Origin of the sequence: Streptomyces ficellus, from assembly GCF_030406405.1 — a bacterium.
GTDB classification, from domain to species: Bacteria; Actinomycetota; Actinomycetes; order Streptomycetales; family Streptomycetaceae; genus Streptomyces; species Streptomyces ficellus_B.
Genome location: NZ_JAUEPL010000013.1, coordinates 53,748 through 66,631, shown reverse-complemented (window position 1 = coordinate 66,631; position 12,884 = coordinate 53,748). Strand labels below are relative to the sequence as shown.

The 12,884-nt window shown below is 71.9% G+C and carries 7 protein-coding genes; all 7 read left to right on the top strand.

The window, feature by feature from the left end:
• Positions 1–20: 20 nt before the first annotated feature.
• The 7 genes from QWM81_RS11735 (at position 21) to QWM81_RS11705 (ending at position 12,838) form a co-directional block, all read left to right on the top strand.
• A complete protein-coding gene (locus tag QWM81_RS11735; RefSeq protein ID WP_290111779.1) occupies positions 21–1,946 on the top strand; it encodes a TIGR03960 family B12-binding radical SAM protein in 1,926 nt (641 codons plus the stop codon).
• A 435-nt stretch (positions 1,947–2,381) separates the two neighbouring features.
• Positions 2,382–3,164 (top strand): TIGR03936 family radical SAM-associated protein, encoded by a 783-nt coding sequence (locus QWM81_RS11730; RefSeq protein WP_290111778.1) that lies wholly within the window; start codon positions 2,382–2,384, stop codon positions 3,162–3,164.
• Between the two features lie 183 nt (positions 3,165–3,347).
• Positions 3,348–7,463, top strand: a complete 4,116-nt coding sequence (locus tag QWM81_RS11725; protein ID WP_290111777.1) for an Rne/Rng family ribonuclease — start codon at positions 3,348–3,350, stop codon at positions 7,461–7,463.
• 341 nt (positions 7,464–7,804) lie between these two features.
• Positions 7,805–8,923 carry a DegT/DnrJ/EryC1/StrS family aminotransferase gene (locus QWM81_RS11720; RefSeq protein ID WP_290111776.1) on the top strand — a complete coding sequence of 373 codons (1,119 nt, stop codon included), beginning with the start codon at positions 7,805–7,807 and terminating at the stop codon, positions 8,921–8,923.
• Positions 8,920–9,933, top strand: coding sequence for a Gfo/Idh/MocA family protein (locus QWM81_RS11715; protein ID WP_290111775.1), 1,014 nt, complete (start codon positions 8,920–8,922; stop codon positions 9,931–9,933). The genes QWM81_RS11720 and QWM81_RS11715 overlap by 4 nt, the downstream gene beginning before the upstream one ends.
• Positions 9,930–11,558 carry a glycosyltransferase family 2 protein gene (locus QWM81_RS11710; RefSeq protein ID WP_290111774.1) on the top strand — a complete coding sequence of 543 codons (1,629 nt, stop codon included), beginning with the start codon at positions 9,930–9,932 and terminating at the stop codon, positions 11,556–11,558. The genes QWM81_RS11715 and QWM81_RS11710 overlap by 4 nt, the downstream gene beginning before the upstream one ends.
• Positions 11,555–12,838 (top strand): nucleotide sugar dehydrogenase, encoded by a 1,284-nt coding sequence (locus QWM81_RS11705; protein ID WP_290111773.1) that lies wholly within the window; start codon positions 11,555–11,557, stop codon positions 12,836–12,838. The genes QWM81_RS11710 and QWM81_RS11705 overlap by 4 nt, the downstream gene beginning before the upstream one ends.
• Positions 12,839–12,884: the final 46 nt, after the last annotated feature.

Genomic DNA, 12,884 nt, shown 5'->3' with positions numbered 1-12,884 from the left:
AGCTCACGAAGGTTCGCGAGATGCCTGCCGAGTCCGTCTTCCCTCAGCTCGAAGCTCTGCTTCCGCATGTGCAGAAGCCGATCCAGTACGTCGGCGGTGAGCTGAACTCCACCGTCAAGGAGTGGGACAGCTGCGACGTCCGCTGGGCGCTCATGTACCCGGACGCGTACGAGGTCGGGTTGCCCAACCAGGGCGTCATGATCCTCTACGAGGTGCTGAACGAGCGCGAAGGTGTGCTCGCCGAGCGCACGTACAGCGTGTGGCCGGACCTCGAAGCGCTGATGCGCGAGCACGAGGTGCCGCAGTTCACCGTGGACAGCCACAGGCCCGTGCGCGCCTTCGACGTGTTCGGGCTGAGCTTCTCCACCGAGCTCGGCTACACCAATATGCTCACCGCCCTGGATCTCGCGGGCATCCCGCTGGAGTCCAGGGACCGCACGCTGGACGACCCGATCGTGCTCGCGGGCGGGCACGCCGCCTTCAACCCCGAGCCGATCGCGGACTTCATCGACTGCGCGATCATCGGTGACGGCGAGCAGGCCGTGCTCGACATGACCGGGATCATCCGCGCCTGGAAGGCGGAGGGCCGCCCCGGCGGCCGCGAGGAGGTCCTCTTCCGCCTCGCCAGGACCGGGTCGGTGTACGTCCCGGCCTTCTACGACGTCGAGTACCTGCCGGACGGGCGCATCGGCCGCGTCGTACCGAACAAGTCGGGCGTGCCGTGGCGCGTGTCCAAGCACACCGTCATGGACCTCGACGAGTGGCCGTACCCCAAGCAGCCGCTCGTGCCGCTCGCCGAGACCGTCCACGAGCGGATGAGCGTGGAGATCTTCCGCGGCTGCACCCGCGGCTGCCGTTTCTGCCAGGCCGGCATGATCACGCGTCCCGTACGGGAGCGAAGCATCACCGGCATCGGCGACATGGTGGAGAAGGGCCTCAAGGCGACCGGTTTCGAGGAGGTCGGCCTGCTGTCGCTGTCCTCCGCGGACCACAGCGAGATCGGCGACATCGCCAAGGGCCTCGCGGACCGGTACGAGGACGACAAGATCGGCCTCTCGCTGCCCTCCACCCGGGTGGACGCCTTCAACGTCGACCTCGCCAACGAGCTGACGAGGAACGGCCGCCGCTCGGGACTGACCTTCGCCCCCGAGGGCGGCTCCGAGCGCCTGCGCAAGGTCATCAACAAGATGGTCTCGGAGGAGGACCTGATCCGTACGGTCTCCACGGCGTACGGCAACGGCTGGCGCCAGGTGAAGCTGTACTTCATGTGCGGTCTGCCCACCGAGACCGACGAGGACGTCCTCCAGATCGCCGACATGGCGGCGAACGTCATCGCCGAGGGCCGCAAGGTGTCGGGCCAGAACGACATCCGCTGCACGGTGTCGATCGGCGGCTTCGTGCCCAAGCCGCACACCCCCTTCCAGTGGGCCCCGCAGCTGTCCGCCGAGGAGACCGACGCCCGCCTGGAGAAGCTCCGCGACAAGATCCGCGGCGACAAGAAGTACGGCCGCTCCATCGGCTTCCGCTACCACGACGGCAAGCCCGGCATCGTCGAGGGCCTCCTCTCGCGCGGCGACCGCCGCGTGGGCGCCGTGATCCGCGCCGTCTACGAGGACGGCGGCCGCTTCGACGGCTGGCGCGAGCACTTCAGCTACGACCGCTGGATGGCGTGCGCCGAGAAGACGCTGCCGCAGTACGGCGTGGACGTCGACTGGTACACCACGCGCGAGCGCACGTACGAGGAGGTCCTGCCCTGGGACCACCTGGACTCCGGTCTCGACAAGGACTGGCTCTGGGAGGACTGGCAGGACGCGCTCGACGAGACCGAGGTCGAGGACTGCCGCTGGACGCCGTGCTTCGACTGCGGCGTGTGTCCTGCCATGGACACGAACATCCAGATCGGACCCACGGGCAAGAAGCTGCTGCCGCTCACCGTGGTGAAGTGACGGCCGACCGACCGTACAAGCCCCTCACCGGTCCCGGTCAGGGGCTTGTATGTCGGGCTCACCATGGTCCACGACCGCGACGTCGAAACCATCGCGGAGATCATCGACCTGAGAACGCGGTGGCCGGCGCCGCCCGGGTCGATCGGCTGACCCCACACCCCACCGCCGCCGCGCCGGGCGCGGCGGCGGTGGGGGGCCGGATGAAGCGGGCTGGGGAACCGCTACGGGTGCCGGCGCGTAGTCTGGGTAGTACAACGACCGTTCCCGGCGTGGCGCCCGCATCCGAGATCTCCTTGCGAAAGCAGGGGTGAGCCGGGCGGGACCCCCGGGGGCCGCCCGAATTTCGTGGGCGGAGCGCCACCCGCGCCCGCCCCGCACCGAGGAGAAGAACCACTGGGCAAGCGACAGCCCGAAGGCCCGCCGCCCGCACCGGCGGTGCAGCGCATCCGACTGCGCTACACCAAGCGCGGCCGCCTCCGGTTCACCAGCCACCGCGACTTCCAGCGCGCGTTCGAGCGCGCGCTGCGGCGCGCCGAGGTGCCCATGGCGTACTCGGCGGGCTTCACGCCGCACCCGAAGGTCTCGTACGCCAATGCCGCACCCACCGGCACGGGCTCCGAGGCGGAGTACCTGGAGATCGCGCTCACCGAGCCGCGTGACCCGGACAAGCTGCGTGAGCTGCTCGACGAGTCGCTGCCGGCCGGGCTCGACATCATTGACGCCGTCGAGGCCCGTACGTCCGGACTCGCCGACCGGCTGACGGCTTCCGTATGGGAGCTGCGGCTGGACGGCGTGCCGGTCGAGGACGCCGAACGCGCCGTCGCCGCCTTCCTCGCCGCCGAGACTGTCGAGGTCCGGCGCAAGACGAAGAACGGCATGCGGACGTTCGACGCGAGGGCCGCCGTGGCGGGGCTCGAAGCCGCTCACGCACAGGCTGATAGGCCCGGCGAGGGCCCCTGTGCGATACTGCGGCTGGTGGTTCGGCACGTGACACCTGCCGTACGACCCGACGACGTCCTGTCCGGTCTCCGAGCTGTGGCCGACCTGGCGCCGCCGGTCCCCGCAGCGGTGACCAGGCTGGCGCAGGGGCTCTTCGACGAGGAGTCCGGCACGGTGACCGACCCGCTCGCGCCCGACCGCGAGGCAGTCACGGCCGCCCCACCCAAGGCCGCCGGACTCGCCGCCGCCCCGGAGCCGACAGGTGCAGGTTCCGCGTAGGGCGGTCGTTGTAACGCGGCCCTGGTACTCGGGAGCCACCTGGGTCGGGCCGCGGACACCCACAGGAGACTTTCGCCAGGCCGTGCGTACATCGCGTACGGAACCGGCGAGCCAGACATAACAGCTCCCGTGCGGCGCCGCGCCAGACGCGGCGCCCGGGAGCGTGACGGGAGAACCGCCCGCATGCTCGAGCCGAACGAAACCGGCACCACCGCCGGTACCGACAACGAACAGAACAATTCCCCCAGCGACACGCTGCCGCCGCGCCGCCGTCGCCGCGCCGCGTCGCGTCCGGCGGGCCCGCCGGTCACCGCCGCTGCCGGCGAGGCACCGGCCGCCGAGGTCGTCGTCGAGACGCCCGCCGCCGACGTGGCCGACGTCGCCTCCCTCGCCGAGGCGCCGAACGAGGCGCCCGAGCCCGCTCCGGTGCGTCCGCGCCGCCGCGCCACCCGCAAGGCCACCGCCCCGGCGGGTGCCCCGCAGGTGGCCGAGGCCACCGTTGACGAGCCGGAGTCGCAGCCGCAGCCGCAGCCCGAGGCCGCCCCGGTCCCGGCGCGCCGCCGCGCCACCCGCAAGGCCACCGCCCCGGCGGGTGCCCCGCAGGCCGTTCAGGAGCCGCAGGCCGCCGAGGCCCCGGTCGAGCAGCCGACGGAGGAGCCCGAGGCGGCTCCGGCGCGTGCGCGCCGCCGCGCCACCCGTAAGGCCACCGCTCCGGCGGGCGCCCCGCAGGTTGTCCAGGAGCCGCAGGCCGCGGAGGCCCCGGTCGAGCAGGCGACGGAGGAGCCCGAGGCGGCTCCGGCGCGTACGCGTCGCCGTGCGACCCGTAAGGCCACCGCTCCGGCGGGTGCCCCGCAGGTCGTCCAGGAGCCGCAGGGCGCCGAGGCCCCGGTCACCGAGGCCGCGGAGACGGTCGAGGAGCCCGCCGCCGAGGCCGAGGCGGAGGCCGCCCCGCGCCGTACCCGCCGCCGCGCCACCCGCAAGGCGACCGCGCCCGCGGGCGCGCCGCAGGCCCCGGCACAGGAGGACGTCGAAGACGTCGCCGAGGCGGGCGAGAGCCTGCCCGCCGACACCGTCGCCCAGATCACCACCGACGAGGCCGGGCCCGAGGTCGCCGCCGCCGAGGAGGCCGCCTCCCGTGGCCGCACCCGGCGCCGCGCCACCGCGCCGAAGTTCACCGCCGAGCCGACGCACAAGCCGGAGCGTGGCCGCCGCGCCGCGCGCCCCGCCGCCGTGCCGGTCTTCCAGGCGCCGGTCTTCACCGAGCCGATGTTCCAGACCCCGGAGACCGCCGCCGCGGCGGCCGCCGCCGAGGCCGCCGAGCAGGAGCAGGAGACCCCCCAGGCCCCCGAGGTCACCGAGGCCCCGGCCGTCGCGGAGGCGCAGCCCGAGAAGCAGTCCGAGAGGCAGCCCGAGGCCGGTGGCCGCCGCCGTCGCCGCCGCCGTGGCGAGCCGGCCGAGCCCGTCGAGCCGGCCCAGCCGGTCGAGGCCGCCGCGGCCCCCGAGCCCGAGCCCGAGCCGGAGGCCGGAGCGGAGGCCGAGACCGAGGCCGCCGACGGGGAGGAGACGGACGAGTTCGAGGACCGTCCCTCGCGCCGCCGTCGCCGTGGTGGCCGTCGCCGCCGCCGTGGTGAGGCCACCGAGGCGGAGGAGGCCGAGGAGGCCGCCCGGGCCGAGGAGGAGGCCGCCGCCGAGGAGGCGGAGGAGGAGCACGAGGACGAGGAGGACGAGGAGCACGAGACCGGCACCCCGTCCGCCGCCGGCACCAGCAGCTCCCGCCGTCGCCGCCGCCGTCGCCGCCGCAGCGGTGACGCGACCGCCGAGACCGAGCTCGCCGAGGAAGAGGGCGTACGCACGGTCGTCAAGGTCCGCGAGCCCCGCCCGAAGGCGGAGCCGTCCGACGAGGTGCAGTCCATCAAGGGCTCGACCCGTCTGGAGGCGAAGAAGCAGCGCCGCCGCGAGGGCCGCGAGCAGGGCCGCCGGCGCGTGCCGATCATCACCGAGGCCGAGTTCCTGGCGCGCCGCGAGGCCGTCGAGCGCGTGATGGTCGTCCGCCAGAGCGGCGAGCGCACCCAGATCGGCGTCCTTGAGGACAACGTGCTCGTCGAGCACTACGTCAACAAGGAGCAGGCCACCAGCTACGTCGGCAACGTCTACCTGGGCAAGGTCCAGAACGTCCTGCCGTCCATGGAGGCCGCGTTCGTCGACATCGGCAAGGGCCGCAACGCCGTCCTGTACGCCGGTGAGGTCAACTTCGAGGCGCTCGGCATGGCCAACGGGCCGCGCCGTATCGAGACCGCGCTCAAGTCCGGCCAGTCCGTCCTCGTCCAGGTGACGAAGGACCCGATCGGCCACAAGGGCGCCCGCCTCACAAGTCAGGTGTCTCTGCCCGGCCGCTACCTGGTGTACGTGCCCGAGGGCTCGATGACCGGGATCAGCCGCAAGCTGCCCGACACCGAGCGCGCCCGGCTGAAGACCATCCTCAAGAAGATCGTCCCCGAGGACGCGGGCGTCATCGTGCGCACCGCCGCCGAGGGCGCGAGCGAGGACGAGCTGCGCCGTGACGTCGAGCGTCTCCAGGAGCAGTGGGAGGAGATCCAGAAGAAGGCGAAGAACGGCAACGCTCCGACCCTTCTCTACGGTGAGCCGGACATGACCGTCCGGGTCGTCCGCGACATCTTCAACGAGGACTTCTCGAAGGTCATCGTCAGCGGCGACGACGCGTGGCAGACCATCCACGGGTACGTGACGCACGTCGCGCCCGACCTGAAGGACCGGCTGCAGCGCTGGACGTCGGAGGTCGACGTCTTCGCGACGTACCGGATCGACGAGCAGCTGATGAAGGCGCTGGACCGCAAGGTCTGGCTGCCGTCCGGCGGTTCGCTGGTGATCGACAAGACCGAGGCCATGGTCGTGGTCGACGTCAACACCGGCAAGTTCACCGGCCAGGGCGGCAACCTGGAGGAGACGGTCACCAGGAACAACCTGGAGGCGGCCGAGGAGATCGTGCGCCAGCTGCGGCTGCGCGACCTGGGCGGCATCGTCGTGATCGACTTCATCGACATGGTGCTGGAGTCCAACCGGGACCTGGTGCTGCGGCGCCTCCTGGAGTGCCTGGGCCGGGACCGTACGAAGCACCAGGTCGCCGAGGTGACCTCGCTGGGCCTGGTCCAGATGACCCGCAAGCGGGTGGGCCAGGGTCTGCTGGAGTCCTTCTCCGAGACGTGCGTCCACTGCAATGGCCGTGGCGTCATCGTGCACATGGAGCAGCCGACCGCCGCCGGTGGCGGCGGCAACGGCGGCAAGCGGGCGAAGAAGCGCGCCCGTGCCGCCGAGGCCGAGGTCACCGCGCCCGGGATCGAGACCGAGGTCGAGGCCCCCGAGCTGGAGGCCGAGACCGAGGCGGAGCTCGCGGCGGAGGTCGCCGCCCCGGTGTCGCTCGCCGAGCCGCTGCCGGACACCATGGCCGCGGACGAGGAGTTGTACTCCAGCGTGGCGGAGGCCGAGGCGGCCGCGGGCCGTGGCCGTACGCGCCGCCGGGCGACCCGCAAGGCGACCGCTCCGGCGGGCGCGCCGCGCGCCGCCGAGGAGCCCCAGCCGCAGCCCGCGCTCGCCGAGGTGGCCCCCGAGGCCGTCGAGCTGGAGGCCGCCCCGGCGATCGCCGCCGCCGCGGAGGAGCCGGCCCCCCAGGGCCGTACCCGCCGCCGGGCCACCCGCAAGGCGACCGCCCCGGCGGGCTCGCCCAAGCAGGCGCAGGAGGCCGCGGCCGTGGTGGTCCCGGCCGCCGAGCCGTCGACGCCCGCCGAGCAGCCGCAGCCGCAGCAGCAGCCGGAGCCCGTGGCCGAGCAGCCGCAGGAACCCCAGCAGCCGCAGCAGCCGCAGGAGCCCGAGCAGGCGGCCGCCGCCGAGGAGGCCCCCGTGGCCGCCCCGCCGCGTGCCCGCCGTCGCGTGGTCCGCAAGGTCACCGCTCCGGCCGGTTCCCCGGCGGGTGCCGAGGAGGCCGCGATCGTCGTCGTGAGCAGCGCCCCGGCGGAGCCGGAGGCCGAGGCCGCCGAGGTCCCGGCCGAGGTGTCCGAGGCGCCCGAGGCGCCCGAGGCGCCGGCCAAGAAGGCGGTCCGCAAGACGGCCGCCAAGAAGGCCCCGGCGAAGAAGGCCGCCGCCAAGAAGACGGCGGCCAAGAAGACCGCGGCGAAGAAGACGACCGCCAAGAAGGCCACCAAGACGGCCAAGTCGGCGGCGAAGAAGACCGTCGCCGCCGAGCAGTCGCCGCAGCCGGGCGTGACGGCGGTCACGGAGAGCTGACCGCTGAACAGTTGGTGAGCAGCGAGCGAAAGTTCCGCGTTCCGCTCCGGATTACCGGGGCGGAACGCGGGATTTCGTTTCGGAATCGATGCCTCCGACGGTTAACGACCCCGAAATTGGCCAGGAAATTCCTGATAATGTGACGCCGGTCGCTGCCGTCGGCGGGCCCCGCCCGAAGACTACGGTCGGTGACCGACCCGGTTCCGGGACAGACCGGTCCCAGCATTCCTCGGTAGGGCGTCGGCATCGCGCCGGAGGGGTAAGCGCGGCCTTGTCAGCCTCCGCAACACCCTTCAGACCTCTGCCACAAAGAGCTCTTGCGGTGTTCAAGGAGGACGTCCATGCCGAGCATCAACGAGCAGCCCATTCCCGCTGCCCGCCCGGTCATCGGTGAAGAAGAGATCGAGGCCGCAGTACGCGTACTGCGCACCGGCCGCGTCGTACAGGGCCCCGAAGTGGCCGCCTTCGAGGAGGGATTCTCCGAGCTGGTCGACGGCCGCCACTGCGTCGCCGTCAACTCCGGTACGTCGGCGCTGCACCTCCTTCTGATGGCGCTGAACATCGGCCCGGGCGACGAGGTGATCGTCCCCTCCTTCTCGTTCGCCGCCTCGGCGAACGCGGTGCGGCTGGTCGGCGCCGACGCGGTCTTCGCCGACATCGAGCCCGGCAGCTTCAACCTGGACCCGGCCGCCGTCGAGGCGGCCATCACCCCGCGCACGGCCGCGATCATGCCGGTCCACCTGTACGGCCACCCGGCGGCGATGGACAAGATCATGGCCATCGCGGAGAAGCACAAGCTCGCGGTCGTCGAGGACGCCTGCCAGGCGCACGCCGCGGCCCTGAACGGCACCCCGGTCGGCGCCTTCGGCAACGGCGGCACGTTCAGCTTCTACCCGACCAAGAACATGCACAGCCTCGAAGGCGGCATGATCTCCACGGCCGACGCCGAACTGGCCCGCACCCTGCGCCTGCTGCGCAACCAGGGCATGGAGCAGCGGTACGCCAACGAGATCGTCGGCGCCAACATGCGCATGACCGACGTGGCCGCCGCCGTCGGCCGCGTACAGCTGGGCAAGCTCCCCGCCTGGACCGAGCAGCGCATCGCCAACGCCGCGTACCTCTCGGCGAACATCACCGCGCCGGGCATCGTGACCCCGCCGGTCGCCGAGGGCGCGCGCCACATCTACCACCAGTACACGATCCGCGTGAAGGGTGACCGTGACGCCGCGATGGCGAAGCTCACCGAGGCGGGCGTCGGCAACGCCGTGTACTACCCGACGCCGATCCACCGGCTGAAGCCGTACTGGGAGCCGGACCAGAAGGCCGGGCGGAACTGGGACCTGCCGCAGACGGAGAAGGCCGCCGCCGAGGTCGTCTCGCTGCCGGTCCACCCCTCGCTGACCCAGAACGACCTCGAACGCATCGTCGCCGCCGTGAACGCGCTGGGAGAGAACCTGTGACTGCCGCTGGACTGCGAGCCGGCCTGATCGGCCTCGGCTCCATGGGACGCCACCACGCCCGCGTACTGGCCGGGCTGGACGGCGTGACGCTCGTCGGGGTCGTCGACCCGATGGGCGACAAGAACGGCTGGGCCCAGGGCGCACCCGTCCTGTCCACCGTCGAGGAACTGATCTCGCTGGGCATCGACTACGCCGTCGTGGCCTGCCCGACCGCGCTGCACGAGGAAGTCGGCCTGAAGCTGGCCGAGTCCGGCGTCCACGCGCTCATCGAGAAGCCGGTCGCCGACACCGTCGAGGGCGCCCGCAGGCTCGTCGAGGCCTTCGAGACGCGCGGCCTGGTGGCCGGTGTCGGGCACATCGAGCGCTGCAACCCGGCGCTGCGGTCCTTGCGTTCCCGGCTGGAGGCCGGCGAGCTGGGCGATGTGTACCAGGTCGTCACGCGCCGCCAGGGGCCCTTCCCGCACCGCATCGCGGACGTCGGCGTGGTCAAGGACCTCGCCACCCACGACATCGACCTCACCGGCTGGGTCACCGGCCGGCAGTACACCTCGATCGCCGCGCACACGGTGTCGAAGTCGGGCCGCCCGCACGAGGACATGGTCTCGGCCGTGGGCCAGCTGTCCGACGGGACGATGGTCAACCACCTCGTCAACTGGCTGAGCCCGCTGAAGGAACGCTTCACGTCGGTCACCGGCGAGAAGGGCTGCTTCATCGCCGACACCCTCACCGCCGACCTCACGTTCTACTCCAACGCCGCCGTCGCCACCGAGTGGGAGGCGCTGCGCGCGTTCCGCGGTGTCTCCGAGGGCGACATGATCCGCTACGCCATCCCGAAGCGCGAGCCGCTCCTCGTCGAGCACGAGCTGTTCCGTGACGCGGTCCTGGACAAGTCCCACGACATCTGCACGCTGCGCCAGGGTCTGCGTACCGTGGAGGTGGCCGCGGCGGTCATCGACTCCGCCGACCGCGGCGTCACCGTGCGGCTCACCCCGGAGGACGTGGCCAGTTGACCACACCCGATGTCACCGTCGTGGTAGCCGTGTACAACACGATGCCGTACCTCACCGAGTGCCTGAACTCGCTGGTGGGGCAGAGCATCGGGCTGGACCGGCTCGAGGTCGTGGCCGTGGACGACGGCTCGACCGACGACAGTGGCCGGGAACTGGACCGCTTCGCGGAGAAGTACCCGGACACTGTCAAGGTGATCCATCAGGCCAACTCCGGTGGCCCGGCTGCTCCCAGCAACCGGGCCCTGGAGCTGGCCACCGGTCGTTATGTGTACTTCATCGGGTCCGACGACTACCTGGGCAAGGAGGCCCTGGAGCGGCTGGTGGCCTGTGCCGACGAGCACGGCTCCGACGTCGTCGTGGGCAAGATGGTGGGCACCAACGGCCGTTACGTCCACCAGGCGCTCTACAAGAAGAGCGACCCGGACGTCTCGCTGTACGACTCGGCCCTGCCGTTCACGCTGGCCAACACCAAGCTCTTCCGCCGCGAGCTGGTGGAGAAGTACTGCTTGCGCTTCCCCGAGGACCTGCCGGTCGGCTCCGACCAGCCGTTCACCCTGGAGGCGTGCGTACGGGCCGCGAAGATCTCGGTCCTGGCGGACTACACGTACTACTACGCGGTCAAGCGCGGCGACGCCAGCAACATCACCTACCGGGCCAACCACCTGTCCCGGCTGCGCTGCACCGAGCGCATCATGCACTTCGCCGCCTCGCTGATCGAGGCGGGCCCCAAGCGCGACGCGGTCCTCAAGCGCCACTTCACCTGGGAGCTCGCCAAGCTCATCCAGGACGACTTCCCCGCGCTCGACGCGCGGACGCGGACCGAGGTGTGCGCGGGCATCGCGGAGCTGGCCGACGAGTTCTTCACCGACGCGCTGCGCGACTCGATGGACGTCAAGCGGCGGGTGCGGATCTGCCTGGCCCAGCGCGGTGCCGTCGAGGAGCTCGTCCGCGCGATACAGGACGAGGCCGAGCACGGTTCGCCGCCCCTGCTGCTGGAGGACGGGCGGGCGTTCGTCCGTTACCCCGGCTTCCGCGACCCCGCGGTCGGGCTGCCCGACCGGGCGTACGAGGTGATCGGCGAGTCCGTCCCGGCGAGGCTGGCCCAGGGCACGTCCCTGGTGTCGGCCGAGTGGGACCAGGACGGCGACGACATGGCCGTCGCGCTGGCGGTACGGGTGGGGCTCACCGGCGAGACCGGCTCGGCCGTCGTGAGGCTCGCCACCAAGGCCATGCCCAAGAGCGCCGACAAGCCCGGCGCCCGGCGGCTCCCCGCCGGACACGAACTGCCCGCCCCCGTGGGCGAGTTCACCCAGAAGCCGACCGAGGACGGCCAGGGCACGCTGCTCACCGCCCGTATCCCGGTCCAGGCCAAGAGCGCCAAGCTCGGCGTCCGCGTGTACGCCGACGTGGCAGGCTCGACGTACGAGATTCCCGTGCCGACCCGCGGTGTGCCGCTGCCCCTGGCCCGTCGCTGGCGGGAGCGGATCCCGTACCGGATCTCCGCCAACGCGAACGCCAAGGGGCGGCTGGTGATCACCACGGCTCCGCTGTGGGAGCCCTCGCTCGGCGTGGGCAAGCGACTGCGTCAACTGATGTCCCGTGTGAAGAGGAAACTGACCCGATGAATATCTGTGTAGTCGCGCTCGGCAAGATCGGCCTGCCGCTCGCCGTGCAGTTCGCCGCCAAGGGCCACAAGGTCATCGGCGCCGACGTCAACGAGAAGGTCGTCGAGCTGGTCAACGCCGGCACCGAGCCCTTCCCCGGCGAGCACGACCTCGACCGGCTGCTGAAGCAGACCGTCGACGCCGGTCTGCTGTCCGCGACCACCGACACCGCCGCCGCCGTCGCCCAGTCCGAGGCCGTCGTGGTCGTCGTCCCGCTGTTCGTGGACGCCGAGGGCACCCCGGACTTCGGCTGGATGGACTCCGCCACCAAGGCCATCGCCAAGGGCCTCAAGCCGGGCACCCTCGTCTCCTACGAGACCACCCTGCCGGTCGGCACCACCCGCACCCGCTGGGCGCCGATGCTGGAGGAGGGCTCCGGCCTGATCGCCGGCCAGGACTTCCACCTGGTCTTCTCGCCGGAGCGCGTGCTGACCGGCCGCGTCTTCGCCGACCTGCGCCGCTACCCCAAGCTCGTCGGCGGCATCGACGAGGCGTCCGCGAAGCACGGCGTCGAGTTCTACGAGCAGGTCCTCGACTTCGACCAGCGCGACGACCTGCCGCGCCCGAACGGCGTGTGGGACCTGGGCACCGCCGAGGCGTCCGAGCTGGCCAAGCTCGCCGAGACCACCTACCGCGACGTCAACATCGGCCTCGCGAACCAGTTCGCCCGCTTCGCCGACAAGCAGGGCATCGACGTCCTGAAGGTCATCGAGGCCTGCAACTCCCAGCCCTACAGCCACATCCACCAGCCCGGCATCGCCGTCGGCGGCCACTGCATCCCGATCTACCCGCGGATGTACCTGTGGAACGACCCGGAGGCCACCGTCGTGCGCTCGGCCCGCGAGGCCAACGCCGCGATGCCCGAGTACGCCGTCGACCTGCTGGCCGCCGCCTACGGCGACCTGAAGGACGTGGGCGTCCTGGTGCTGGGCGCCGCCTACCGCGGTGGCGTCAAGGAGACCGCGTTCTCCGGCGTCTTCGGCACCGTGGAGGCGCTCAAGGCACGTGGCGCGGTCCCGTACGTCTCCGACCCGATGTACACGGCCGAGGAGCTGGCCGCGCACGGCCTCACGCCCCACCAGGGCGAGAAGGTCACCGCCGCGATCCTCCAGGCCGACCACGCCGAGTACCGCGAGCTGGCCGCCTCCGACCTGCCGGACGTCACCGTCCTGGTCGACGGCCGCCGCACCACGGACCCGGCTCGCTGGGAGGGCGTCCGCCGCGTCGTCATCGGCGGCTGATGAACGTCTGGTCCCGTACGTAACGAACAGTGGCCCTGCCCCGCGC

Coding starts and splice junctions, on each gene's coding strand:
- QWM81_RS11720 (WP_290111776.1), top strand. CDS start 7,805: ATGCCGAGCATCAACGAGCAGCCCATTCCCGCTGCCCGCCCGGTCATC.
- QWM81_RS11735 (WP_290111779.1), top strand. CDS start 21: ATGCCTGCCGAGTCCGTCTTCCCTCAGCTCGAAGCTCTGCTTCCGCAT.
- QWM81_RS11705 (WP_290111773.1), top strand. CDS start 11,555: ATGAATATCTGTGTAGTCGCGCTCGGCAAGATCGGCCTGCCGCTCGCC.
- QWM81_RS11725 (WP_290111777.1), top strand. CDS start 3,348: ATGCTCGAGCCGAACGAAACCGGCACCACCGCCGGTACCGACAACGAA.